The organism is Nitrosopumilus sp. b1 (assembly GCF_014078545.1).
Taxonomy (GTDB): Archaea; Thermoproteota; Nitrososphaeria; order Nitrososphaerales; family Nitrosopumilaceae; genus PXYB01.
In genome coordinates, this window is sequence record NZ_MU078716.1 from 33471 (window position 1) to 59626 (window position 26156).

Sequence of the window (26156 nt, forward strand, 5' to 3'; positions counted from 1 at the left end):
CCCACAATAAATTCTTGTATGTTCTTTAAGTACTAAAGATGACCGGAGGTGCAGATTCACCTACAGAATGAATCTCTGTCTTTAGTTCAATTGTCCCAAAATCGGGATGATTAATTTTCAAAACAATTGGATGAATGGACCACCCATATTTTGGAGGTTCGGAAAATAAGACATGCTCGACAAACTGATAATTATCAAAAGTTTTTTGGTATGACTCTTCCATTCCCAATATCTCCATTATAACAGATGATGTTTTTTGTGTTTTATCTGCAAAGACTATCTCGGCGTATTGTTCCTCAGGATAATACGTAGCGTCAATAGAAAATGATTCTCTCAGTCTTTGGTCATCAGGTGATTCTGCAGTGATTAAAAATAAAATTGCAAGAGAAGATAAAGCTAAAACTGACAATAAAGGAAAAATCTTTTTTGGCATAAACTCTAGTTGAACTCAGATCTTAGCTGTTTTAAGAATTTAGAATGAATTTGAATTCTTTCAAGTGTTTGCTCTAAGGTTCTCTCAGTACCTGGAGTAGGATTTTGTTTGAAAAACCTGCGAATTTCTTTTTCCATTGATTCATCCGCTACCAGTGAAATACTTGCAACAATTCTATTAAACAAAGGATTGCCATGTCCAACTTTTTTGCTCAATGATCTCCAATTCTTTTTTAGCCAGGGCCACAGAATTTTTTTGCCTGCCTGATTGTTTGCCACACGAATTATTGGAAGCTGCATGTTTTGTGAACGAACTGCTGGGGTTTGAGAGAATGCCAGTGATTTTAAGAGTAATTTTTCATCATTAAAGCTACACATTGCCCCAAGGAATCGAAGTTTTTCTTCCTGAGTACTGGCTTTATTATAAAGAAGGGTTAGTTTTTGATGCATCTTTGAGTCACCTACCAAAGCAACTAAAGAGTACACAGTATCCCTCAAATCAGGACGTAACGAGGAGGGATTTTTGAGGAATTTCTGGAATCTGATTTTAGATTCTTCGATTACCTCATCATTGCCTAATTTACCTAGTGCATGTATTGCAAAGCTTCGCAACAATGCATCAGTATGATTTTCTTTTGGTTTAGGATCCCACCCTAATCGATTAAATATTTTCTCAAAGTAATTTCTTGCATATTCCTTGATAATAGGATTAAAAGATTCGCCAATTGTTCTATCGTATAACGAATATAGATTATTTGCAACATTTACGGATGAAAGATAATTTTCTTCATCATGATATGCATCAGTAAAGTCAAGATAGTTCTGGAGAGATTCATCACCTGAAACACACAATGCAAATAGATCATTTTGGATAGCCCATCTATCAATATGAGAAATTGATTTGTTATCAACAAGCATTTTTAGATCAATTAGCACTCCTTCATCATATTTTACTCGGTAGAATCCATGTCGTCCAGAATTGATCACAACACCATTTTGGGAATTGATTTTAATCTTATCACTTTTCTTTGTGAGTAATTTCTTTACATCTTTTTTATCAGAATGAATAGTGATTGGAACATGCCAAAGTCCTTTGTGTGTACCTTTTGCGTTTAAAAGAAATCTCTTTTGTGATAAAATCAACAATGAATCTTTTTGGTTAACTTCAACTACAGGAAATCCAATTTGTTTTATCCATGAATCCATCATTGCCCGTACAGGAAGTTTTGAAATTTTTCCGATTGCATCCCAAAGGTCATATCCAGTTGCGTTTTTGTACTTGTGTTTTGTCAAATAATGTTTCAAACCGTTTCTAAAATTTTTCTCACCGACAAAGTTTTCTAGCATACGCAAGACACATCCTCCTTTATCATAGGATATTGCATCAAATATCTCTCGAATCTCAGATGGGGAGTTTACCTTTACATCAATTGGGTGAGATGATTTTAGTGAATCAAGCCCCATTGCAACGTTCATCGCATCTTCGACAAACTGGTCCCAAAGTTCCCATTCAGGATAAAATTTATCCACAAATTTTGTGGCCATATACGTAGCAAAGCTCTCATTTAGCCACAAATCGTTCCACCATTTCATGGTGACAAGGTTGCCAAACCATTGATGGGCAATCTCATGAGATATTACCTCTGCAATGAACTGCTTTGTTTTTGTAGATGATACCTTTGGATCATAAAGTAAAATTGTCTCCCTAAATGTAATTGCGCCCCAATTTTCCATAGCACCTGCTGCAAAGTCAGGAATTGCGATTAGGTCAAGTTTAGGTAAAGGGTATTTTATTCCAAAATAATTTTCGTATGATTTTAATAATTTTTTTCCAAGTTCTAAGGAAAACTTTCCTTGGGAGCGTTTTCCTTTTGTAGTGATAACACGAACTTCAGTTTTTCCAATTTTTCCCTTAAGGTATTCAAACTCGCCAACTCCAAGATAAACCAAATATGTTGACATTGTTGGAGTTTGTGAAAATACATAACGAATTTTGTCTCCAATTTGTTGTTTTGATTTGACTGGCATGTTTGAGATTGCCGTGAAATTTTTTGCTACAACAAGAGAGATTTCAAAGGTTGCCTTTGATTGTGGCTCATCCCAGCATGGAAAAGCTCTGCGAGCATCTGCTGCCTCAAACTGTGTTGTAGCAAGATACTTTGTCTTTCCGTTGATTTCGTATTTACTCCGGTAAAATCCAAGCAGTCTATCATTTAAAATGCCTGTAAAATCAATGAAGAGATTTGCATGACCACTAATCTTTTTTGCTAGTTTTATTGTCAGCTCCTCTGTTTTTGAATTAATTTTAGGAGTTGCTAGAATGATTTCCCCTTTGAATTCTACATGGCATTTTTTGATTTTGAGCTCTGCAGCATGTAGTGTAATCGAATTTGTAGGTCTCGTGCACTGAATTGATATATTCTCCCTTCCTTCAAAGGTAAATTTTTTCAGATCAGGAGTAAATTCAAGACTGTAATTTAATGGAGAAACGCTCACGCATGGCATTCTCAAATAGGCTTTATGTACATTTAGGAATTGAAAAAAGGCTTTAAAATAGAAAAAATATTGATAATTATGAAACAAAAAATGGCATCAAGAAGAGTCAAAATTCTAGTAGCAAAGCTAGGACTAGATGGTCATGATAGAGGAGCCCTAGTTTTATGCCGTGCTTTTAGGGATGCTGGAATGGAGGTAATCTATTCAGGATTATTTGCCACACCATCAAGAATAGCACAAATTGCAGAAGACGAAGATGTTGATGCCATTGCGTTAAGCCTACTCAATGGAGCACATAACACCCTATTTCCCAGAGTTGTAAAGGAGTTAAAAAAGAAGGGAATCAAAGACGTTCTAGTTTTAGGAGGAGGCGTAATACCAGAAGAGGACAAGAAAGGACTAGAAAAAGGAGGAATTGACGGAGTGTTCGGTCCAGGTACACCACTGCCAACAATTATCGATTACATTACAAAGGGCGTTTCAAAATTAAGAAAAATATAAAAAATTATTCTGTGGAATCAGGCCACATCATTTTTCGCATCTGTTTGCCAACTTTTTCAATCTGATGAGCATCGGTTTCTTTCATGTATCTGTCAAAAGCATTTTTGCCGTTTTTCTTGTATTCGCTAATCCATTCTTCGTTAAATGTTCCGTCTTGGATCATCTTTAGTACTTTTTTCATTTCCTCTTTGTTTGAAGCATTCATGACCATTGGTCCACGTGTTAGTCCACCATATCTTGCAGTTTCACTAACTCGTCTCCACATTCCATTGATACCATAACGTTGAATCATATCAACAATTAGTTTTAGTTCATGCAGTACCTCAAAGTATGCAATCTCAGGTTGATAACCTGCTTCAACTAATGTCTCAAATGCATTTTGTATCATTGACGCTGCACCACCACAAAGATCTGCTTGTTCACCAAACCAATCAGTTTCAACTTCTTCTTTGAATGTAGTTTGGATTAATCCTGCTCTTGCACTACCAATTGCTTTTGCAATTCCTAGTGTTCTATCCCAAGCTTTTCCTGTATGATCTTGGTGTACTGCAACAATTGAGGGAGTTCCAAAGTTCTCCAGATAAGTTTCACGAACTTTTGAGCCAGGTCCTTTTGGTGCAACCATTATGATATCAACATTTTTTGGTGCATCAATCCATCTCCAATGAATAGCTGCTGCATGAGAAAATGACAAAGCCTTTCCTTCTGAGAGATTAGGTCCGATTTCATCTTTGTACACTTGGGCCTGAATCATATCTGGAAGTAATACATGAATGATATCTGCTTGTTTGCATGCATCAGAAACGGACATTACCTTATGACCATCAGATTCAGCTTTGCTCCAGCTTTTTCCTCCTTCCTTGAGCCCTACGATGACCTTTAGTCCAGAGTCCTTCATGTTGTTTGCTTGAGCATCGCCTTGAATTCCATAGCCAATCACTGCAATAGTTTGATTTTTTATTGGATCTAAACTAATGTCAGCATCTTTCCATGTTTTTGCCATAATTAGCCTCAAAATCTTGCAAATATTAACTAAAGCGTATTAGATTACAAAAAATGTGATGATTCTAAATCAGCATCAAGTGCTAGGAGCATAACTTTTCTGGGTAGAATCAATCATAGTAAAAATTACACCAATTGTAGTAACCAAACCACCCATAACTATGAAATATTGACTGCTAATCCACTTGTTTGAAAAGACTGCTGGATTCACTACGCCATACAAAATTGTTAGCACCCCAATTATAGACACTAATAATGGAAGTTTTTTTTCAAAAATGCTCTGATTCATTTCAATTTGTCATTAAAAATGATTAAAGCAGAAATTGTCTACATTTGTTGATATTTGATTTAAGATTTGGATCCATGTGAAAGATTAATTTTTTGTATCAGTATCTTCAGGGGTTTGAAACTCAGTATCATCATTATCTTGTGAGGATATCCAATTATCAAACAGATGGGTTCTAGTGAGTCCTCGCATTGCAATAAAAGTATCCAGCATAAGAGGAATTATTGCAACAAGCCCAATTGTTGAAATTATGACCTTGTCGTTTTCTGATTCTAAATCAACAAAAGTAATGAATACTGCAACTAATGCGAGGATCAACCCCATAAACAAGATATTTCGAATCACTCTATGAACGGGCTTGGTAACTAGCTGTTTTCCATCAGGTGCGAAATTAACTGTAATCGCATCAGATATGCTTGTGATAATATTTTCAGTTTTTCCAACAAGTGAAAATACCGGGTAAATTAAAATCACTGCGGTTAAAATTCCAAGAAAGATTGATGGATCCATAAAGAAGGGAACATCAGGATTCTCCAGCAGAGAAATAATATCGGATGAAAAATAATCCATAACAACCAGAATAGTTACTATTATTATGAAATGGACTAGAAAGTTCGGACCATGTTTTTTGATATTGCTAATGTTTTTAATTTTTGAAGGCTTACTTGTCTCACCAAGTGCTGAGCCAGCTCTGATGAATCTTCCTGCAAGGAAAATACTATCAAGTAATTTTACCGGAATGATTGACCTTTGATCTGCAACTGTTGGTAGTGCTCGCAATAAAAGTGGCATTGCAAGCATTGTGACTAGTGCGACAACTATTGTAACAGGGTATATTGATTCATTGATGCTTCCACTGTCTACCCCCAGTTTAGCTATAATGAATGAAAATTCACCTATCGGAATCATCATTACGCCTATGGTTGATGCGCTAAGGAATTTGTTTCCAGATAGAGATGCAGCAAACATGTTTCCAACAAATTTTCCAACAATAGCAACGGCAACTACTGGAATTGCAATCCAAATTGCATTTGGAATGAGTGTAATGTCGACAAGCATTCCTATCGATACGAAAAAGATTATGATGAAAAAATCCTTTAACGGTAAAATCTTGTGAGTTACTGATTCTGAAAACTTTGATGATGCAATTATCATTCCCATCAAGAATGCACCGACAGCACTGCTAAGACCTAGGAAATGTGCTAAAACGGATAACCCAAATGCAAGCGCCAAAGCAGTCACAAACTGTGCTTCCTCCATCTTGATTTTGCTTACATGCTCTAAGAGTCTTGGAATTACTTTGATTCCAATTGCAAAGGTCAGGACAAAAAAGACGACACTTTGAATAATTATCAAACCAAAATCAGTTAATGCAAAGCTAGACCCCTTTGAAGCATTACCCAATAGAGTAAGAAGTAAAACAGCAGCTAGGTCCTCAATTATTAGTATAGTTACAACGGTATTCCATTCTTTGGTGTTGACAAGATTAAGATCTCGAAGGAATCTAAGAGAGATGGCTGTACTTGTAATTGCAAGAATGCTTCCCAAAAATAATGCTTCGAGATGGGTCCATTCAAATGCCATTCCAAGGATGTATCCTGCAGCAAATACTATTGCTAGCTGTACAGTTCCAATGATAATTCCATTTAATCCGACATCTCTTAATTTCTGAATGCTAAATTCCAAGCCAACAACAAAAAGCAAAATAATAATTCCAAATTCTGCCAACAAGTTGATTAATTCTGTATCAGTTACCACCCCAAGACCAAACGGGCCTGCAATAATTCCTATCAAAATGAATCCGATAATTGTTGGAAATTTTATCTTGTGCATCAACCACGCACAAAGCATTCCTCCTCCAAACAAGACTGTAAGTAAGCTTAGGAATTCAGTTACTCCGGCAGATACCACCATACTAGTTTGAAAATAGTATAATTAAATCATGGCTACAATTTATTTGATTTAAAGAATCTACAAATGAATCAATATAAAAAAACAGATGTAATTGCATTCATTAATTCCATTTAGTATTTGATTATGGTTTTTCATAAAACATGAAAATCGCAATTTAATGCAAAGAGAGGTTGAACTAAATCGTTAGTTTATCGTGGATTATAGGAACATCCTATGCAGTATTAATTATGGTGATTTTTACATTCTCACCTTCCATCCACGAAATCGCTATTTTATCACCAGAGCTTGAAGTGAACGGATAGTGTTTTGTGATATCACCTTGCACCAATGCTTCATTTCTAATCAAGTTCCCATCACTACCTACAATGGCCAAATGTATACTACCATCGCCAATGTACGTATAATCTTCATCATATGTAGGACTCTTCTTTAATCCTTCAGAATTTACAAATACAATCCAGGCATTGTTATCGTTATCAGTTACCAAGTATTGCGTCGTGGGTGGAATCCATTTTTCAGAAAGTAGCTTGATAGGAATAGGAGTACCATATGAATTTCCACCATCATCAGAATATGCATAGTAAAATCCCTGTCCGTTTATTGCATCATCACTTCCAGTAAACCACGCAATATGCAATCGTTCTTTATCATCAAATGCCATACCGGGACCTGCATCAGGACAACCGTTCATAAACCAGTCATCTTTTCCAACTTTTACAGGTTCTGTGAATACCTGCGCCATGCCATTGTCCACAGAATGCGACACCGTAATGTCACGAATTATAATTTTATCATTATATGTACCGTGATAATCTGTCCTCATATCATCAGACAGGGATTGAACAGTGTTAAGAAATGTTGAACGTGAAGATGCGTATACTTCATTGTCAGGTCCCATTGTAATCACTGTGGCACAGCATTGACATGCAGAATGATCCGTTATGACACTTTTCTCAAAAGTCTGTCCACCGTCCATTGAACTTACAACTCTTAATACTGTCGGCGTTCCTGAATTATCCTTCTCTTTTGAATAATCTAAATTAAGATATGAAATGTGAACACTGTTGTCTTCTGAAATAGCAATGAACGGATACGATTGTTCACCCTCTGGATCATCAGGTGACGGGTTTCTTGCTGGTTCAAATGTATTTGCCCCATCTAATGATCTGGCATATTGTAATGTGATTTTGCCCCATGGAAATTTGTCTGGATCTGAATAATCTGCATCATACCATACAAGATGGACTTCACCGTTTTTCCCAACACCCATTCCAGGCGCACTCCATTGGGCACTAACAATCACGCTGTCTTTTGCGTGATTTACACGCACAGGTTCTGAGAATGTTTTTCCACCATCATCAGAAGATACGACATACAGATTACCGCCTTCATTTTCTGATTTAAAATACGCAGCGTATATTCGGCCAGAAGTATCATCAATTACAACAGAAGGAGTGGTTGCATCAGGGATTGTATAATATATTGCCTGATTGATTTGTTGTTCAATTTTGTTTTTAATACTTGCTGTCGCTACAGAATCATCAGTTGTTTCAGAATTATTTAATTGAATCAATAATAAAGAACCAGCGATTACGGTGATAATCGAAATAATAATAATATTTTTTTTCATATTAGATCGTCTTTAGAGATAATGAAACTAGATTTGCCCCGACAGAATCTGAATAACCTACAATCGTGCCCTGTTTAGTAGATTTTATGCTAGGGAAGGTACGGGTATCAGTTGGAAATTTAGATTCATCCAAGATGTTTCCATTTCGATCTAGTGCAAAAACATTAAGTTCCATTTCGTGTTCGGTCTCCCAAACATTATCAGTGATTGCATAGTCATTATACATCATAAATGCAATCCATGCAATTCCATCATCATCAACGGTCAATGCAGCACCATTGTGAATTGGTGCAATATAGTCTGCTGAAAATATTGGGATTGGATCACTAAATGTTTCTCCCTTGTCGTCAGAATAAACATAATAGTATCCCATCTTGCCATCCTCACCAGTTCCAGTAAAGTATGACAGGTGTAATCTTCCTTGGTTGTCAAAAGTCAATCCAGGTCCAATTGATATACAACCATTAAACATCCATTTTTTCTCTTGTACTCGTACGGGCTCACTCCACTTCTCACCCTTTCCGCCATCCAGAGTATGAGATATTACAATGTCCCTTGCAGTGGAATATTTGATTGGAGCACCAATAAGACCCTCATCAAACGCTTTTTTTCCTGCATCATCTAACCCTTCATACCACTCTTCTTGGCTTTTTAATTTATAGAGATATTTGATGTGTTTGTCTTCTGGATTGCTTTCATCAATGTAGTATCTGTCACTGGTTCTCCAGACAAAATATACTTCGCCGTCAGGCCCTACGGTTGATGCAATATCACAACACTGGCATGCAGTCTCATCTAAGATAAATTGCTCAAATGTTTTTCCACCGTCGTTTGAACGCAATACTGGCATCTGGGTAACATAATCAACATCGTCTAACTTGTACGTAATCTCTTTTCCAGTCTCTCCATCTACAATGGCATATTCGTTATTTATGTATGGCATCATAATTGTACCGTCTTTGCTTACAGTAAGTTCAGGGTATAGCTTTTCACTTAGTTCTAATTCTTTTGCAGGATCAACTGCATGGCTAAAGCTCTGACCGCCATCAGTAGACTTTGCAAGACGCATATTATATATGCCATAAAATTGCGGGTGTTCTTCAATTTGCTGCCATGTAATGTATACTTCCCCATTGGGTCCAAACTGGATTGGGTTTGTGTAGCCTCCGGCTGATGCATCACCATCAATATCATTGACCCTTACTGGGTCAGAAAACGATTTTCCATTATCACTAGACTTGACCATAAAAACATCTGCGCTGCCTTCCTCATTTTCATCATAATAGCTTACATACAGATTATTGCTTTTTTCATCAAAAGCAAATGAAGGATCCAAGCCGTTTGGAATCGTTTTTGTATCAGAAACTTGAATTTGGTAATTTTGTTTTGTTATTTTTTTAGTATTTACATCTAGGGTTCCAGAATCATTTGATTGTAGTGCAAACACCAAGCCGCCTGCTACAGCTGCGGCAACTACTATTGCAGATATTAAAAGGATTTTATTTTTCATAAGCCATCAAAAAAAATTAATTTTTGGGATATGACTCGCTTTGCAAATATGCTCGTTGTTCTTTTTTGTAGTCAAGTGATGAATAACCAGTCTTTCCATTCTTCTCCATATTCTTTACGGTGTTATGGTAGTTGTTTTTTGGTTCATATCCATTGCATTCAAAAGAGAACACATCAACAATTGCAATTCCCATTCCCTGATCTTCTTGGTAGGTGTATATTCCATCATCAAGCGTTTCAATATGATAATCTGTGATATCACAGTTTACATAATCAAACGAGCGAATAGGTACACCATGCAAGTTTAGATTGACAGTAATACCGTTGCTGGAAAATCTAGGATCAATTATTCCCAGATTTGATGGATGTTTATAGAAATAATCAGCCATCTCGTACAAGTTGTGCTTTTCTGGACCAACTAGTCCAGTAAGTGTAAACGTTGCAGGTGAACCTGCTCTTCTATCATCTACACCAACTCCTCTAGCATATCCTCCAGTTTGAGTAAATGAGGTAAATGTATCGATTGTTTCACTTCCAGATGAAGTTCTAAACTTGACTTCAATCATTACATCATTGACACTCTGTTTGGCAGGTTTGCGCCATTCCTTTTCAGCGTGCATTTCATGTCCTTCATGGTCCATGGATTCATTTTCTGCAGCTGCGTATACAGGTGCAAATGCTCCAGTACCTAGTGAAACTGCAAGTGCCAAAGTCATTGCGACAACTGTTCCATATAGTATTACTTTCTGTTTTGTGCCAGACATTTTTTCCTTGTGCAAGATAAATTGATTTGAGTTATTATACAAAATGGTACATTTGTCAGATAAACTATAGAACAACAACAAAACATCAAAGTATTTTAGAAAAATTGTGTGTGTTTCTGACTAGTACAAATGACAAATGTACCATAGGCAATTAAATATACTGTATCATAGTTTTTTGGTGAGAATAAGTTACGAAAATAACAGTCCAAACAAATTAGAAAAGATTGCTACAGAAATAAATCAAAATCCAGGAATAAGATTCAATGAATTATTACGAAAAACGGAAATTCCTAGTGGAACATTAATGCACTATGTCAAACAATTAGAAAAAAGAAAGGTAATAAACATCAAGAGGGAATCAAGGCAGACCAGATACTTTTCAATTGATGTAAAAAATTATGAAGTAAATACGATTATTGCATTTAGAAAACCAACTTTGAAAAACATACTACTTTGTTTAATGAATACAGATTATTTATCATTGCCAATGATTTCAGAAGCTATAAAAAAATCACCTCCAACATGTTCAGTAGCACTTGCAGAATTGACAGACATTGGATTGGTTGAATCGGCATTACAAGGCAGAAAAAAGACGTTTAAAGTCATAGACAAGAACAGCATATTAAAAATCACTCAGAAGTATTGTATATGAAGATTTGACAATAGAACATTCAAGAAATGTACCACATGCGTTATAATTAATTTCTTCATAGAAACTTGATGTATATTATTACAATCAAGATTTGGTGATAAATTGAAAAAACAGACATTCATGCTTTTGCCAATATTGGTTTTGTTAATGGTTATTCCTTCAACTAATTTTGTTCATGCCGTAACATATGAGGCAACTACGATGGATGGAGAGCTTGTCAATTTGGAGAAATATCAAGGAAAAGCAGTAATGCTAAACGGTTGGGCAACATGGTGCAAGGACTGTTTGAAAGAAATGCCTGCACTTGAGGCTCTGCACAAAGAGTTTGAAGAACAAGGACTGGTAGTAATTGGTACAAGTACTGATCTCAAAGGTTTTGATGATAAAGTATCTGCATTTGCAGATAGACTCGGAGTCACATACACGATACTGAGGGATCCTGATGATAGATTCAGTAGAACCTTCAAAGCAGTTGGTCTTCCCCATACTGTTCTCTTTGATAGACAAGGTGAAGTTGTATACGAGTGGAGAGGAGCATTCGAACCAATGTCAGAGGATACAAAACACAAGGTCAACATAGCATTGGGAAATATCAAAAATGATTTAATCGAAGAAGATCAAATAGCGGCAATAGGTTTTGCATTAGCATTTTCTGCAGGACTGTTAAGTTTTCTCTCACCATGTGTATTACCATTGATACCTGCATATGCATCATTTCTTACTGGAACCAGCGTAAAAGAAATGGAAAATGTAAATGCACAGGGACAGAATCAAGTCCATTATCGTTACAATGCATTAAAGAGAGGATTACTCTTTGTCTTGGGATTTTCGGTCATTTTTGTTGCAATAGGTGCATCAACTGCTTTTGTTGGCTCGTTTTTCACCGATGCCTCTGAATGGATTGCCCGAATAGGGGGCATCATAGTAATCATATTTGGATTACACATACTAGGAATTTTAAAAATTCCCATACTAAGTAGGCAATTAAAATTTGATTCATCAAAACAAACAGTCAGAAATGCAGGCCCCCTAGTAGTGGGAATCACATTTGGTGCAGGGTGGACTCCATGCATAGGTCCCATACTTGCAGGCATACTAACAATAGCTGCAGTCAGCTCATCTGCAACCATGGGTGCAGCATTACTAGGAGTTTATTCTCTTGGACTTGCCATACCATTTATCATATCAGCCGTTGCGATAGAAAAATTTGTAAAAATAATCCGTAGATTACGTAAATGGATGAACATGATTGAAAAAATTAGTGGTGCGTTACTAATCATAGTTGGAATTTTACTTTTAAGCGGTTCACTAGTTTTCCTTTCATCAATGTTTGGTGAAACTTTGACATTGAACATTTCTGATATGTAATTATAATATATTCATAATTTTTATTGTGAATTAAGGTCGGCCATATCATGATTTTATAATGAATAGTTCGTACAATAAATTGACTAGCACAAATTCTAGTACAAATTTCGAATGTACCAATTTTGTTTTATTATAATCCACGTTAATCATACTAGCCGACCAAAGTGAACCGAAAGTGGGAAACTAGGAGTCATTTAGCTTATTCATACCAGTAGTTTCCCACACATCTAAAATTAAAAAAATCCTCAAAGGATTTCTGCATCATACTTGGATAATCAAAATTACCCACAGAGGAAACTGAAATAATGAATCTTTCAATCAACAATAAATCTGACTTACATACAATGTACCATCAGATGAAAATGAAACTCCAGTACCAACATTAGAGTAAGTAGTACCTCGAAGCAAGGTTTCTTTCACATCCTTTTGAATCCATTCAGAAACTATAGTTTCTGCAGTTAATGCATCAAGAGGAATACTCCCACTGTAAATATTCAATGAGCTTCCAGGTGCCTTTGTATCAGAATATTTTGCAGCATTATCCACGCATACAGGAAGTTTATCTGCATATTCACGAGTAACTGGTAATCCATCAGTAGATAATGCTTGATCAACTCTATTACGCGATGCCATATCTTGACTGTGTTTTAGTGCCAATGTACTCAATTCCGGATGAGCCAAAAATGCGCCACGTCCAATATTCAGTCTTTTTTCATTAATGAGTTGAACTATATCAGACTCGACTTGAGGATATGATGAAGCAACAGTCACAATATTTTGGATTGGAAGATTTTCTTGTTCCTCTGATTGGGGCTCAGATACAAAAGACAAACCAGACTCAAACATGTTTGTAAGCTGTGAAGTATCAAAGGAGAACAAAAGTTCTGGATATGCATCATATACTCCAATGAATCCTACTGCAGATATCATCAGACCCAAAATCAAAAATGATTTATAAGATTTTTTAGTTTTTGATTTGTTTTGAACTTTTGTCTTATCTTTATTTTGTGATTGTTTATTCTCAGAAATTTTTTGTTTTGACATTGCTTTTGCAAGATCTAATGCAATCACATCATGCGGATCAGTTGATTCTATTTTAGGAAAATTTTTTACAATCATTTCTTTTGCTTTGGTTAAAACAAGAACAGCATCTTCCTTTTTTTCAGGAATCTGTTCAATGAGAAGAGTATCCAGGGCAAAATCTTTTGTTTCAGGCCGTCCAGAATCCAACCAATTATTTAGTTTTTCAAATAATTCATCATTTACTTCAGGAACATAATTTCCAGGGTAATCATCAGAAATTTTTGAGTTTGATAAGACATGATTATTTTTTGCCCCATTATGACTAGGATTTATTTTTAAAACTTGTTCATAGCAAAGAGATGCTTCTTTGAATTTGCCAAGTTTATGAAGATCGTTTCCTTTGTTAAATAATGAATCAGTATGTTCAGGATCAATTTCTAAGATTTTATTATAGATGCGTATAGATTCTTCGTATTTTTCCATTCTTGAAAAACATAATGCCTTATTGTACAGAACGGAAATATTTTCAGGCTCTCGTTTTAGAATTTGTTCAAAAACTTCGATAGCTTTTTGATTATTACCAAGGATTGATTCAAAATATCCTTTGTTATTTATCAACACATTATCATTTGGTTCTACAGATAATGCTTCATCACAGCATGCTAATGCATCCTCAAATTTTCCAATTTTAGACAGAGTCATGCTTTTCATACACAGTGAATCTATATGTTTAGAATCTTCAGACAGTACTGAATCAAATGCAGACAGGGCTTGCTCATATTCTTCATTTTTGTAATGTATGCATCCCTGAGTAAATGAATCAGATTGCTCGACTTGGGCCATCGTACCACCTCAGTGCGGTTGAATTTTCAGTAAAATTCTTCATTGTAAGAGTTTTTTGTAAAAAAAGTTCCATAGGTATTAGGATGTCTAATCTGTACAAACATCCTATATTGATAGTATCGTGCTACATTTGACGCACTTTACCTGAACTTGATCTTCTTTTTGGACTCTTTGAAATTTTTTAGAGCCACAATTTGGGCAAATTGGGCATGCCCGTAACTTTTTCATCAGTATTCAGTAGGTTTTGTATCTGAAGTCAAAATAGTTTGGATTCTTTGCATTCCATTGAATTTGATAATATTATCTGCTACTGCCTTTGGTACTAGTTTTTTCCAATCCGAATTCTCGGCGATTAATTTTCTAATCAATGTTGCATTGTATTTTTCTCTATCCAAGAAATTTGGTTTAATTACTTCCAACCCAGAATCAGATAGTAGCATTCGAACATAATCATTGCCACTGTAAACTCTATCAAATTTTGGAAGTGAAGAACGTAAGTATGATGCCCATGTTGCAATATTGAATTGATTTTCGATAGCTAAGATGTAGCACTTGGAGAGATCAAGGTTTTCTTCTTTAAGAGATTCATGAATCATTTGAATTCTTTCGCCAGCGGTAAAAGGATCCTTTTCCATGTAGTTAAACTGAAGGCTAGTAATACAAATTATGAGCTCGTCACACTCACGAAGAATAATCTTTGCAAGCTCCAAGTGTCCAAGATGAAATGGTTGAAACCTACCCATCATTAAACCGCGCATATGAAAATCAAAGGTCATGAATTAATTAAATCTTAGATTATTTTTCCGCTACCTAGTATTCGGATACTGGTAGATTCTGGTTTTAGAATCACACATGTATCTGATTTATCACATACCGCAGGCTTTTCAAAGGAAAGCTTCAGTGGATTGACAGAGCTAAATTTTGCAGCCTTTATCTGAAGACCAATATTTACCATACACATTTGATTCTCTGTAACATCTCCTTTATAGAATGGATTTTTTTTAAAATCAAGCTCTATTTCGGATTTTACCGGCATAGAATCATCCTCACATAAAATATCACCTCGAGAAATTTCCTCAGGTTTTGCACCTTTAATGGACAAGCCAACGCGAGCAGGAGAAGTAGCTTCTTCAACAGGTTCATCATGCATTTGAATTGACTTTACCATTATATCCAATCCTGCAGGGAGGAGTTTGAGATTATCATATTGTTTTATTTTACCAGAAGTTACCTTTCCTAGAATTACTGTTCCAACGCCTTTAACATCAAAGCAATGATCAATTACGATTTTTGTCTTACCGTCTGTTTGTAAGGGTTGAAATTTTAAAATTTCTTCTTTAATCTTTTGGGACTCTACTTTTCTATATTGCTCCAAGACAGTTCCTTTAATCATGGTGTTGAGTCTGCTTTCATCTACCTCGTATGTATGACTTAAAATTCCCTCTTTTTTCTGCAAGACATCCAGTGCAACCATTTGTTCACCTGCAAATTTGTCAAGAGAACCCAAATACACAATAGGATATTCAGCCAGATTAATTGCCTGAAATAAGGGTTGAATTTTGTCTGGAAACCCATTTGGGGCAACCCAAGTTCTAATTACATCAGATTCTTTTTTATCATAAAGTGTCAGATCAGTAGCAGTGCCTTTCTTTCCAAAGTCTGAAGCAATGGTCTGCTCACCAAGTACAGCAAAATTAATGGATTTTACCATATTTGTCTGCAGTAACTATTGATAATTAAAACATGATGAATTATACAAAGAAAAATGAGGTCATGCGCCAAAGTCGCTACTCTTTAGTTGTGGTCGTGCAGCTTCATTTGGCATGCGAAATCCACAATGCTGACAACGCTGATCAGGTACTACAACCAAATCTCTTGTTTGTAAAGTTGTGACTCTAGTACAGCTAGGGCAGTTTTTCTGAATGGGCATGAATAAATTACTATAAAATTTTATAATAAAACCTGTGTGTAATTGGTTTACAAACACCACATTATCTGTATATAATGAAAAATTGAAGAATGGATGTTATTTTAATAGATGATGACATAGATACGACTGAAATTTTCAGTGAATATCTTACCATTAAAGGATTCAACGTAGTCGGAGTAGGCCATAATGGAAAAGAGGCTGCGCAACTATATCAGAAATTAAAACCAGACGTGGTTGTTCTTGATATCATGATGCCGCATTTTGATGGATTTTTTGGAATTCATGAGATACGCAAACTGAAGAAAAATGCCAAGATAGTCATTGCGACTGCAGATGTAAGTGTAGAGACAGCAAAGAAACTAGAAGATCTTTCCCCTTATGCAATTTTACACAAGCCATATGATCTAGACTCACTTGAAGATCTACTCAGAGAAATAAAAAACATAGAAGAAACAAAACATTTTGAAAAAGACCTAATAGAAAGATAATATTTCTAAATTAACTAAATCTACCATATGCAGGGCTAGTTTCCCATTTTGCTCTTTCAATTTCAAATCTATTATTACATCGAAGGCAGAGAAAGTCAGTGGAGAGTTCCGGGAATTTTTCAGAACAATCATTACAGAGATAATAATTATCCATTACTCTATAATCAGAGCCTAGTACCTTAATTTTTTTTCTACATTTGGGACATATATCATCAACATAAGAGTTTGCAGAAGACACATTAGAACACTCATAATGTTCAATGAGTTTTTCTTGTTTAAAGTTAGAGCCCTTGCATGATGGGCAATGAAAAATTTGAGAAATTTTTACCAATCCACAATCAGGGCATGCAATTTCTTTAATGTCTTTTAATTTGATAATTTTCTTGTCAGATTCTAGTTTTTGGATAATTGGAAGCATTTCCTCTTTTGTTTTACCCATGTATTGGGCGATTCTAGTCAAGCTCGTCCTAGTGGAGGTTGTAATTAAAAATTCTACTCTTTGTATGACATCATCATCAGGTGAAACATCTTTGTAATTTTCTTCAGCAGTTAAAGTTTTCATTATTTCCTTAACATTTTCTAATCTAATTGGTTTTGAGAGATACTGGTATGCCCCCTGTGCAATTACTTCCTTGATTGATTCCTCACTTCTTTCTCGTGCAGTTTCAATTATGACTTTAACATCTGGTCGGACATTTAGCATTTGAGTAAGAACAGACAAGGCATTCATATCAGGCATATTATAATCTAAGAACACAATCGGAACTTTACCAGAATCAATCAACTCATTGAATGCCTCAAGTCCAATTTTTCCGTTTTCACAACAATGTACTTTTTGAAAACCAAGCTTTAGTAAAAATTCTCTAAGAAAGATTCCTACTGCCGGACTATCATCAATAACTAAAATTTCCCTATCCGTTAAGTCAGTCATCAATTTTACAAAGCCATCAAAGCGATAGAAAAATCTTGTCTAAGATTATGATACACGAATAATCCCTGTTTTGATTAGGTATTCTAGTCCTAAAACAAATTCGCCATCACTAACTAATCCATCGGACCACCATCCGGCATTATTTTTAATCCAAGAGGGAATAACAGAGTTAGACTCGGAGGAAGGAGCAGTATTTGGAATTTTTATAATTCCTGTTTTAATCATGTATTCGATCCCCCCAACAAAGTCATTATCATCAATTGTTCCTTCTGACCACCATTCGGCATTATTTTTAACCCATGATGGAATATCCAACGATTTCTCCCACAATACCCTTGAGACCGAATTTAACGTAACTACATCGACGTCATTCTCCTTCAAAGCATCCAAAACTTGACTTAATTTGGAGAATTTATCGGCATCAATTTGATTTATACTAATTTGATCCTCTTTAAGGGCAAAATCTGGAACTTGTAAACTGATTACAGAATACCCATATTTTTCAAAATTAGAATTTATCTTATGAATGGCTTGTTCCTTGATAGTTCCAGAAACAAATGGATCATCGTTAAGAATATCTGATGCACTCAAAGTAGATGGGACATGGACAATATTCTTTGAACCAGAATGCAAAAGATTGTCTAGTTGCAGGTTTGAGCTTACTAATTTTAGATTGTTTGAGTTAACTGCAGACAAAGTGTTTTCATTAAAAGAACCCAAAGGTGGAATGAACACGGACGGTTTTTTCTTTAAAATGGAATTGATCTTATCATTTGTTTTTTTAATACTAGAGGTTTGTTCTTCAACGCCAAATTTTGTATGATCTATAAACTCCCAACCGCTATTTGCAACATCAAGATTTATTTTTTTATTATTTAGAGTAGAATTGATTGCTTGAACAGTAATCGGGTCATCGCCAAAAAATTTTCCTAAAATTCCTACGGTAACATCAGTTTTCTTATTCTCAAATGTATTTAGTAGTTCTTTTTGCACTTGGTTGAGCCAAAAATCTTGTACATTATCAATTCGGATGGCCACACAATTGCAGCTGATAATCTCAGTTGAGTTTTTTTCATTTAAAATCGGTTTTGGTAACATAGGTTTTGCATCAAGATTAATCTGACCTATAGGAACGATTGTATATCCTGCAGCTTGTACTTGATCAATTAGTAATTCCAATTCTTTAATTGAATTTTGGTTGACGACATTTTTGTATACACCCAATTCCCTTTGTGAAAATTCAGGAGGATGCATCATAACAACTGCAAAACCGTTGCTTAACATGCTGGATTCTATATCGCTAAAGATTTTGGTTCTATTTTCAACGATCCAAAGATTCGATGTCGAATCTAAAATAGCAGTTTGTGCTGCTTGTGGAAATCGATAAAATGTGGAATTTGAAAGTTGAAATGGTGGCGAATCATAATTAAAAGAAGAGCTAAGGTGGGTAATTCCGTTTGATTTCAAAAGAGGAATCGTATTTTTATCAAATACATTTTCTGGTGGAATAAAAACAGACGGAGTAATTCCAAAGGTATCAAAAATCTTCTGATTGGTATCTTTGATAATTTTTTGCTGTTTTTCATTATCAAAGACCGTGATTGGACTATTATTCCAGCTATGACTGGCAATTTCTAGGCGTGAATTTTCAAGATTATTTTTTATCACATTTACTAATTCACCGTCAGATCCTATGAGCCCCCCAATTACGCCTATTGTAAGTGGAGCTGATTTTGTTGAAAAAGTTTGGATTACTGCCTTTTGAGAAGCACTAAGAAAATAATCCTGAACGTCATCTAATCTAAAAGCAACACATTTGCAGTTTTTTGCTGATGGAGATTGTGATAATTGTTCAATGTTTATGACAGCATTGGAAGTCAATGTCGCTCTATGAACAGACCAGAGTTCAAAAGTTGAAGATTGATTTTGTTTATGAAATACTTTGAAATCATATTGGTCAACAGGTAGTAGCGTAAAAAGTGCAGAGCCTTTATTCACGTTTGATTGTGCAATCTTTGTTTTTTTCGAGTCATATAGTTCAACTAGAAAGATTCCATCATAAGTTCCAACTTTGCGATTATCTTTTATGATGTTGACATCAACTTTGTCTATTAATTTGGGCCAGGGAGTTACAATGTTAAAATCCTGTGGGAGTCCGGATTGTGTTTTAACTGGAGAATAAACATAAGATACTTTGTCATTGATTAAAACTTCAGCATAATAGAAGCTATCAGATGTTGTTGATTGAATCCAGTATCTTCCGGTTTCACCCTTTGAATCGGTATTTGCAGTAACCCATGCAGTGTTATCTAATGATTTTACTACTACTTTAGCTCCAGAGATAGGTGAGCCATCTTTGTATTTTATTTTAAACTTCATGCCACCATCATTTGGGATTAAAATTTCGATTGGAGAATCAAATGATTTGATTAAAGGAGTAGTAGCAGAATCAATCCCATTTTTTACAACTTTGAAGATATATCCATGGTTTGAAGGAAGACTGCTAATTGTCTGAGGGTTTTCAGTTAACGGAATAGTTCTGTATAGGTTTGTAGCAGTATCCTGATAGACAAAAACTGTGATTCCATAAGGATCACTCATTTCAAACTCAAAATTTTTAATTTGTATAACTGCAGAGTTGCTTTGCGCATATGCGGGCAGCATGGCTATTCCTATTGAGAAGATTAAAAGTAATAGAAGTAATCTCATGATCTGATCCTTGCTGCACTAGTCCACGTTGCTTTTCGTCTTAATAGTTCTTCAATGGCAGCCTTTAGTTGCAATACATCAATAATTTGCTTGTATCCTATAACGAGAAATGCCGAAAATGCAACCATCTTTTTTTCATCCCCATCCATCCGCACTGCCAATACACCTAACAGATACTGCAGTAGGATAAACAAGCCTACCATGTATGCTACAAACTCGTATTGGCCAGTTAAGGCCTGATATGCAGCAAAGCCCCATACCATAATGCTAGTTGTAGGGATAACTAGCATGTGAATAATCATCAATGGGTATGCAAATCTCTGGAGAGAGCCAAATCTAGGATTAGTTAGTGCATCAGCATGCCTAGTCATCACCTGAAGGTTTCCTCGATACCAACGCTTTCGTTGTTTGTAAAAATCCCTTAAAGTTTGAGGTGCCTGAGTATAGGCAACTGCGTTGCTACTTGCCTGAACAATTAATCCAGATTTTAGTAATTTCATTGTGGCATCAAAGTCTTCAACGATAGTATCTTTGTGATATGCACCTGCTTGTTCTAATTTCTTTTTGCTAAATGCACCTAATGCGCCAGGTACTATAGTAATAGCACCAAAATAATCAAGTGCTCTTCTCATAATTTGGATTCCGGTAAGATAATCCAAGGCCTGACACCAAGTCAACCAATTAACCTTGTTTCTGATTTTGATATTACCAGCTACGGCTGCAACGTTTTCATTTCTAAATCCTTTTGCAATGTTTTTCAATGCTTGTCGTCCAATAACGGTATCTGCATCAACCACTACGACAATGTCACCCTTGGAGAACACCAACCCATAGTTTAATGCAGATGCTTTTCCACCATTTTCTTTATGAAGTACTTTGACCTTATCTTTGTAAAGTCTTGCAATCTCTAACGTTTTATCTGTGCTGCCATCATCAATAACAATTATTTCTTTATGAGGGTAGTCAGCATTAAGTAATGAATCAATTGTCAGTTGGATAACCTTCTCTTCATTGTAAGCAGGAATAAGAACACTCATCAAAGGAAAGACATCAGGATCTTTCATTTGTGATTCAAGATGTACACTTCTAATTGCTAGTGGGACAAACAGCATTGTCTGCCAAAATGATAAGGTCAGCATCCATACAAAAACTGCCTGAATGATAGACATGAAGTTAACATATCCATCAAATGCAATCATAGCACCAAAAGCAAATGGCAATACAAGAATCATTATAGAATAAACAGACATGCGGTGTGTTCCATAGTTTCGCTCTTCCTTTTTGTATATTTTAGATGAGAGTAAATGATAGAATACTAGTGCAGCTGCAAATGATATTGCGATAATACTAAGATAAGTAAACATGCTATAAGCGGTATAAATTAACAAAGCAAAGATTATGCCCGCGACGCCAACCAATAATGGGTCAGGCCTACTCTTGGAAGGCTTTTTTGACATAATCTCAGGCGATGCAGTCTCAATCAGAGTAGTTGATTTGGGCGAATCAGGTTTAGCAGAGACGTTCTGTTTTGGAGGAATTATTTGAACATTGCATTCTGCATGATACCACATGTCATTGACTCTTTTAGTAGGTTGTGAAAATTTAATCTCCTCTTTACATTTTGAGCATTTTTGTATTGGAGCATCTGGTTTTTCAAAACTCTTCTCTAATTGTTTTGGTGGTTCCGGTTTGAAAAGAACTGGTGCTATAATTTTATTATCTGAAAGAGATTCAAGTTTACTTTTTAGATATTTTTCATCAGATTTGTACAGAGGTTTATGTTTTTTCAGTGAACTTTTAATGAATTCTAATCGTTGTACGTCACCAAGATTCCACTCAATTAGATGAGTGAGAATTTTTATTAATTTTTGATCATCAACTTCAGTAGGACTAAGCGGTGTTACAGTTGACTCTAGTTTTCCTAAAAGATATTTTTCATCAGAGTGATACAAGGTCTTTCCTTCACGCAAGCATTTCTGGATGAATTGAAGTCTGCCTACGTCACCGTTGCAGGATTCTATTAGATCTTGAATTTTGTTATACACCTCTACTTTAGAGTACTGCCCTATGCCCACAAAATTCTTGAAATTTCTTAATATGTGTCTAGTTTGCTCATCAAATCTAAACGGTTTTGTAAATTCAGCATCAATCGATCAGATTTATTCATGCGCCGACTAGGAAAATAGTGAAGAATCTTTGGATTATTCCAATTGTAGGTGTCACTGCAGCTGCTCTGATACTTCTCAGTATTGAAGATAATTGTTCTGATGGATGGTACATTACAGGATACTATACACCATTTGAGTCAGATTTTTCTGGAGAAGTAATTGAAATCAAAGCCGATGGAAATATGATAGTGGTAAAAAAAGAGTTTGCAGATACAGTAAAAATTGAAGGTTGGGGATTGATGGAGTCAGGAAATTATCTTGGATGGTATGACTCTGCATTTCACATTAGTGATTCCCCATTGGATATGCATGGTAAAAAATTGGTTCCACAGATGATTGCTGCAGACCCACTTGTACTTGAACAAGACTCTAAGGTAAAAATTCCAACTTTGGTTGAACCATGGAATCAGCAAGTCCTAACAGTCACAGATATCGGTCCATCCATCAAAGGAAAACACATTGACGTCTATACTGGCGAAGGTGACAAAGCTAGAATTGAAACTGAGCGAATAACTAGTGAGAATAACGTTCTTTGTGTAACATGAGTTAATCCTTCATATAATCAATTTCTGCCTCATCACTTGAAAATTGTTTAATGACTATTGTATCACTAATTTTGTTAAAAAGTCGCTGTCTATTTTTGTTGGTAAAAATCCAGCCTACAATAACATCAATTGGAAGCAGAAATGTTTTGCCAAAGCTTTGAACGATACTATCCCGAAATGAAATACTTTGTCCATGAAGATCTGTAGTTTTAATTTTTAGAACCATTTTGCCAATGGATTGTCCGCTTCTTTTTTCAAGTATTGCCCAATAAAACAAATAGACAATATCCTCTAACAAACCAAATCCAATAAAGTAAAAAAAATGCGCATCAAAATTAAATGATGGATTTTCCAATCCAATCATCAGAATGCTGGTTCCAAAAATTACATATGAGATTAAATGTACAACTACAGAGACTAGAATGATGTCTATTAGCCAAGCTAAGAATCGATGTGACCATTTTGCAAGAGTGATTTTATTTTCAGACATGATACCGTAACTATAAACTAATTAATAATCCATCAAAGTTAAGGAAAATTCCTAATTGTTAAGGCATAACTTGCAAATCTATGATTTCTTGGCTTGACTTTTTTTTCAGCGTACTTTGGAATTTTCCCCCCCATAGAGCCAGATAATCCTAATGGATTCTTTACAGAGTTTGTATCATGAGCATACTGTAAAACTTCATCCGATGGGGCAAAATAATTTACAATTTTTTTATTAATTACCGTATTGATTTTTTTCCTATTTTTTTTAAGATCGTTAAATGTTATTGAAGCCCCAAAAAAGTGAGCAGTCTCGATCAAATTTTTATTAGAAGAATTTTTGGACAGAAAATCAATTGTACTTAGAATCACTTGAGATCCTAGAGAGTGTCCAATCAATCGAATTTTAATTTGAGGACAAAATTTCTTCAAATCAGCAATAAATCGACTAAGATTCTTTCCGTTTTTTTGAGCGATTTTTTGTCCTACACGAAGTGCACGTAATTCAGTTTTTTTCAAATGTGCCCCACGCGTATTGGAATCATAGCTAAAGCCAATAACTGGATGTTTGTAACCAATTCTTCTCAGTCTGTTTCTTGCAATTTCAAACTTTTTGGCCGCGGATGCACTATCATTTCTCAACCCATGAATCATTACTACAATCTCCTTTGAGGACTCTAATGTATCAAAGAAATTTTTTGGATAAAGAGAATACGAATTTGTTTTCAGAGTTTTTCCGTCAAGCAGATCATAATATCTCCTTGTAGATATTCGAGGAGCAATCATTACAGATTCTTTGTGCCTAGTTTATTTTTATGAGCTTTGATGTCTTCGCTCTCAATTTTTTCAAAAATAGGCGAAGATTTTCCAAGGGTATGGCCTGAAGAAATATTCAGTTCAGATATAGTTTCCCAAGGTTGTTTTGAAGGTGTTTCTGAGAGTCCAAGTTGCTGCCAAATCTTCTCTGAAGATTCTGGAAGAAATGAAGACAAAGATATTGCAATGCTTCTAACTGCATTTACGGATAGGTACACACATGTATCTGTCCCAGGACCTTTTTTCCAAGGCTCTTTATGTTGAAAGTACTGATTAAAGTGAGCAGAGAACTCGAGGATCTTTTTTAATGCTCTGTCTAGATGATTCTGACTCATCAATTCATCAAGTTCACTCGATAGTGAAAGAATCTTTTGTTTGGCATCATTGTCGATTTGCTCGTAATCAGATGGTGGAGGTATGTTTCCTTCAAAACTTTTAGCAGTAAATCCTAATGCCCTGTTGACAAAATTTCCAATGTTTCCAATTAATTCTGAATTAATCTTTGTTGCAAACTCATCCCAATCAAAGTTCAAGTCATCTTGTGAGTATGGATTAATTGAAATCAAGTAAAATCTAAGATAGTCTGCAGGGTAATAACCAAGAAACTCCTTTAATCCTATGTACCAGTTTCGGCTCTTTGAGATCTTCTTTGATTCTAATGTCAAATGACCTCTTGTTGGAATAAAATCAGGAAGTTTGAATTCATTGTTTATTCCAATTCTCATTGCAGGCAAGAAGAGATAGTGGTGATACACGATGTCCTTTCCAATGAAATGATAAATGTCAGCAGAATTCCAGAATTCTTTTCCATCAATTCCTTTATCGTTGAGAAATTTTAGGGCAGTTGAGATGTAAGCGAGATGGTTATCAAACCAGCCATAAAAGACCTTCCCGTTTGCGTCATCCAAAGGAATCTCAACTCCCCATGTGATGTCACGAGTAATATCCCAATCAACTAGACCCGATTTTATCCAGTTTTGGACATACTTTTTCACATCTTTTTGTAGATTTTGATTCTCATCCAGCCATTTGTAAAGAGGTTCTGAGAAATTTTTAAGTTTGAAAAAATAGTGTTTTGTTTTTTCTTTAGTGGGAGGCTGTCCGCAAATTGAACATTTTGGATTATCAATCTCTTCTGGAACCTTGCCACAGCTTTCACATAAATCAGAATATTGATCCTCTGCTTTACAGTAAGGACATGAGCCCTTTACGTATCGGTCTGGTAAAAATTTCTTATCAGTCTTGCAGTAAAACTGTGTAATTTCAGATTCATAGATATGTCCTGCATCATAAAGTTTGGAAAACACATCCTGAACAAAACTAATGTTTTCAGGAGAGCTTGTTTTGTAAAAGAAATCAAAATTAATGTTAAATGCCGTAAAGTCTTCCAAGTCGCGTTTATTCCAGTGCTCAACATACTCTTGTGGAGTCTTGCCGAGTTTTTCGGATTGAAGTAAGATGGGAGTACCAAAATCATCTGACGCACAAATGTAATAGGCCTCGACTCCTTTTTGTTTTAGATAACGAGTCGTTACATCAGCTGGTAAATATGTTGATGCTACATGTCCAAGATGAATCTCTCCGTTAGCATAAGGTAATGCACTTGTGATGATGGCTCGTTTATTCATGGTATACTCTTAAGTTAATTCTAAGATTAAGAAGC

At 35.4% G+C, this 26156-nt stretch carries 23 protein-coding genes; 5 read left to right on the forward strand and 18 right to left on the reverse strand.

Annotation, left to right across the window (positions count from 1 at the left end; all coding sequences use genetic code 11):
* Positions 1 to 25: 25 nt before the first annotated feature.
* A complete protein-coding gene (locus C6988_RS03790; protein ID WP_182133731.1) occupies positions 26 to 433 on the reverse strand; it encodes a hypothetical protein in 408 nt (135 codons plus the stop codon).
* Positions 434 to 438: 5 nt separating this feature from the next.
* Entirely contained in the window at positions 439 to 2928 is a 2490-nt protein-coding gene (locus tag C6988_RS03795; RefSeq protein ID WP_182133732.1) for a M1 family metallopeptidase, read from the reverse strand.
* A gap of 78 nt (positions 2929 to 3006) precedes the next feature.
* Between C6988_RS03795 and C6988_RS03800 the strand changes: the two genes are divergently transcribed.
* Positions 3007 to 3429, forward strand: a complete 423-nt coding sequence (locus C6988_RS03800) for a cobalamin B12-binding domain-containing protein (RefSeq protein ID WP_182133733.1) — start codon at positions 3007 to 3009, stop codon at positions 3427 to 3429.
* A gap of 4 nt (positions 3430 to 3433) precedes the next feature.
* Here C6988_RS03800 and ilvC read toward each other — a convergent pair whose 3' ends face one another.
* The 6 genes from ilvC to C6988_RS03830 form a co-directional block, all read right to left on the reverse strand.
* Entirely contained in the window at positions 3434 to 4447 is a 1014-nt protein-coding gene (ilvC, locus tag C6988_RS03805) for a ketol-acid reductoisomerase (RefSeq protein ID WP_255464216.1), read from the reverse strand.
* A gap of 60 nt (positions 4448 to 4507) precedes the next feature.
* Positions 4508 to 4720, reverse strand: a complete 213-nt coding sequence (locus tag C6988_RS03810; RefSeq protein WP_182133735.1) for a hypothetical protein — start codon at positions 4718 to 4720, stop codon at positions 4508 to 4510.
* Positions 4721 to 4804: 84 nt separating this feature from the next.
* Positions 4805 to 6628, reverse strand: coding sequence for a cation:proton antiporter (locus C6988_RS03815; RefSeq protein WP_182133736.1), 1824 nt, complete (start codon positions 6626 to 6628; stop codon positions 4805 to 4807).
* Between the two features lie 214 nt (positions 6629 to 6842).
* Positions 6843 to 8261, reverse strand: coding sequence for a sialidase family protein (locus C6988_RS03820; RefSeq protein WP_220463405.1), 1419 nt, complete (start codon positions 8259 to 8261; stop codon positions 6843 to 6845).
* 1 nt (position 8262) lies between these two features.
* Positions 8263 to 9771 carry a sialidase family protein gene (locus C6988_RS03825; RefSeq protein ID WP_182133738.1) on the reverse strand — a complete coding sequence of 503 codons (1509 nt, stop codon included), beginning with the start codon at positions 9769 to 9771 and terminating at the stop codon, positions 8263 to 8265.
* 16 nt (positions 9772 to 9787) lie between these two features.
* Positions 9788 to 10534, reverse strand: coding sequence for a hypothetical protein (locus C6988_RS03830; protein WP_182133739.1), 747 nt, complete (start codon positions 10532 to 10534; stop codon positions 9788 to 9790).
* A 178-nt stretch (positions 10535 to 10712) separates the two neighbouring features.
* Between C6988_RS03830 and C6988_RS03835 the strand changes: the two genes are divergently transcribed.
* Positions 10713 to 11186 (forward strand): winged helix-turn-helix transcriptional regulator, encoded by a 474-nt coding sequence (locus C6988_RS03835; RefSeq protein ID WP_182133740.1) that lies wholly within the window; start codon positions 10713 to 10715, stop codon positions 11184 to 11186.
* 102 nt (positions 11187 to 11288) lie between these two features.
* Positions 11289 to 12554 carry a redoxin domain-containing protein gene (locus C6988_RS03840; protein ID WP_182133741.1) on the forward strand — a complete coding sequence of 422 codons (1266 nt, stop codon included), beginning with the start codon at positions 11289 to 11291 and terminating at the stop codon, positions 12552 to 12554.
* A 318-nt stretch (positions 12555 to 12872) separates the two neighbouring features.
* On the opposite strand, the gene C6988_RS03845 is transcribed toward C6988_RS03840, so the two are convergent.
* From C6988_RS03845 to C6988_RS03860, 4 genes are all read right to left on the reverse strand, one after another.
* Positions 12873 to 14420 (reverse strand): tetratricopeptide repeat protein, encoded by a 1548-nt coding sequence (locus tag C6988_RS03845; RefSeq protein WP_182133742.1) that lies wholly within the window; start codon positions 14418 to 14420, stop codon positions 12873 to 12875.
* A gap of 227 nt (positions 14421 to 14647) precedes the next feature.
* Positions 14648 to 15178 carry a nicotinamide-nucleotide adenylyltransferase gene (locus C6988_RS03850; RefSeq protein WP_182133743.1) on the reverse strand — a complete coding sequence of 177 codons (531 nt, stop codon included), beginning with the start codon at positions 15176 to 15178 and terminating at the stop codon, positions 14648 to 14650.
* Positions 15179 to 15210: 32 nt separating this feature from the next.
* Positions 15211 to 16131, reverse strand: a complete 921-nt coding sequence (locus C6988_RS03855) for an EF-Tu/IF-2/RF-3 family GTPase (protein WP_182133744.1) — start codon at positions 16129 to 16131, stop codon at positions 15211 to 15213.
* A gap of 60 nt (positions 16132 to 16191) precedes the next feature.
* Entirely contained in the window at positions 16192 to 16350 is a 159-nt protein-coding gene (locus C6988_RS03860) for a hypothetical protein (RefSeq protein WP_182133745.1), read from the reverse strand.
* 89 nt (positions 16351 to 16439) lie between these two features.
* On the opposite strand from C6988_RS03860, the gene C6988_RS03865 reads away from it, so the two are divergent.
* Positions 16440 to 16838 carry a response regulator gene (locus C6988_RS03865; protein ID WP_182133746.1) on the forward strand — a complete coding sequence of 133 codons (399 nt, stop codon included), beginning with the start codon at positions 16440 to 16442 and terminating at the stop codon, positions 16836 to 16838.
* Between the two features lie 10 nt (positions 16839 to 16848).
* On the opposite strand, the gene C6988_RS03870 is transcribed toward C6988_RS03865, so the two are convergent.
* The 3 genes from C6988_RS03870 to C6988_RS03880 are packed head-to-tail and all read right to left on the reverse strand — an operon-like array spanning position 16849 to position 22553.
* Positions 16849 to 17769 (reverse strand): TackOD1 domain-containing metal-binding protein, encoded by a 921-nt coding sequence (locus tag C6988_RS03870; protein ID WP_182133747.1) that lies wholly within the window; start codon positions 17767 to 17769, stop codon positions 16849 to 16851.
* A gap of 45 nt (positions 17770 to 17814) precedes the next feature.
* Positions 17815 to 20478, reverse strand: coding sequence for a polysaccharide deacetylase family protein (locus tag C6988_RS03875; protein WP_182133748.1), 2664 nt, complete (start codon positions 20476 to 20478; stop codon positions 17815 to 17817).
* A complete protein-coding gene (locus tag C6988_RS03880; protein ID WP_182133749.1) occupies positions 20475 to 22553 on the reverse strand; it encodes a glycosyltransferase family 2 protein in 2079 nt (692 codons plus the stop codon). Before C6988_RS03880 ends, C6988_RS03875 begins: the two co-directional genes overlap by 4 nt.
* A gap of 110 nt (positions 22554 to 22663) precedes the next feature.
* Between C6988_RS03880 and C6988_RS03885 the strand changes: the two genes are divergently transcribed.
* Positions 22664 to 23191, forward strand: coding sequence for a 3D domain-containing protein (locus C6988_RS03885; RefSeq protein ID WP_182133750.1), 528 nt, complete (start codon positions 22664 to 22666; stop codon positions 23189 to 23191).
* Position 23192: 1 nt separating this feature from the next.
* Here the strand turns inward: C6988_RS03885 and C6988_RS03890 are convergent, their stop codons facing one another.
* From C6988_RS03890 to metG, 3 genes are read right to left on the reverse strand one after another with little or no spacing between them, the layout of a single operon-like run.
* Positions 23193 to 23681 (reverse strand): RDD family protein, encoded by a 489-nt coding sequence (locus C6988_RS03890; protein ID WP_182133751.1) that lies wholly within the window; start codon positions 23679 to 23681, stop codon positions 23193 to 23195.
* A 38-nt stretch (positions 23682 to 23719) separates the two neighbouring features.
* Complete coding sequence (locus tag C6988_RS03895) at positions 23720 to 24463, reverse strand: lipase family alpha/beta hydrolase (RefSeq protein WP_182133752.1); 744 nt, start codon at positions 24461 to 24463, stop codon at positions 23720 to 23722.
* Positions 24463 to 26121 carry a methionine--tRNA ligase gene (metG, locus tag C6988_RS03900; RefSeq protein ID WP_182133753.1) on the reverse strand — a complete coding sequence of 553 codons (1659 nt, stop codon included), beginning with the start codon at positions 26119 to 26121 and terminating at the stop codon, positions 24463 to 24465. The genes C6988_RS03895 and metG overlap by 1 nt, the downstream gene beginning before the upstream one ends.
* Positions 26122 to 26156: the final 35 nt, after the last annotated feature.

Coding starts and splice junctions, on each gene's coding strand:
- C6988_RS03875 (WP_182133748.1), bottom strand. CDS start 20,478: ATGAGATTACTTCTATTACTTTTAATCTTCTCAATAGGAATAGCCATG.
- C6988_RS03895 (WP_182133752.1), bottom strand. CDS start 24,463: ATGATTGCTCCTCGAATATCTACAAGGAGATATTATGATCTGCTTGAC.
- C6988_RS03865 (WP_182133746.1), top strand. CDS start 16,440: ATGGATGTTATTTTAATAGATGATGACATAGATACGACTGAAATTTTC.
- C6988_RS03825 (WP_182133738.1), bottom strand. CDS start 9,771: ATGAAAAATAAAATCCTTTTAATATCTGCAATAGTAGTTGCCGCAGCT.
- metG (WP_182133753.1), bottom strand. CDS start 26,121: ATGAATAAACGAGCCATCATCACAAGTGCATTACCTTATGCTAACGGA.
- C6988_RS03860 (WP_182133745.1), bottom strand. CDS start 16,350: ATGCCCATTCAGAAAAACTGCCCTAGCTGTACTAGAGTCACAACTTTA.
- C6988_RS03790 (WP_182133731.1), bottom strand. CDS start 433: ATGCCAAAAAAGATTTTTCCTTTATTGTCAGTTTTAGCTTTATCTTCT.
- C6988_RS03820 (WP_220463405.1), bottom strand. CDS start 8,261: ATGAAAAAAAATATTATTATTATTTCGATTATCACCGTAATCGCTGGT.
- C6988_RS03810 (WP_182133735.1), bottom strand. CDS start 4,720: ATGAATCAGAGCATTTTTGAAAAAAAACTTCCATTATTAGTGTCTATA.
- C6988_RS03870 (WP_182133747.1), bottom strand. CDS start 17,769: ATGACTGACTTAACGGATAGGGAAATTTTAGTTATTGATGATAGTCCG.
- C6988_RS03830 (WP_182133739.1), bottom strand. CDS start 10,534: ATGTCTGGCACAAAACAGAAAGTAATACTATATGGAACAGTTGTCGCA.
- C6988_RS03845 (WP_182133742.1), bottom strand. CDS start 14,420: ATGGCCCAAGTCGAGCAATCTGATTCATTTACTCAGGGATGCATACAT.
- C6988_RS03890 (WP_182133751.1), bottom strand. CDS start 23,681: ATGTCTGAAAATAAAATCACTCTTGCAAAATGGTCACATCGATTCTTA.
- C6988_RS03800 (WP_182133733.1), top strand. CDS start 3,007: ATGAAACAAAAAATGGCATCAAGAAGAGTCAAAATTCTAGTAGCAAAG.
- C6988_RS03850 (WP_182133743.1), bottom strand. CDS start 15,178: ATGCGCGGTTTAATGATGGGTAGGTTTCAACCATTTCATCTTGGACAC.
- C6988_RS03855 (WP_182133744.1), bottom strand. CDS start 16,131: ATGGTAAAATCCATTAATTTTGCTGTACTTGGTGAGCAGACCATTGCT.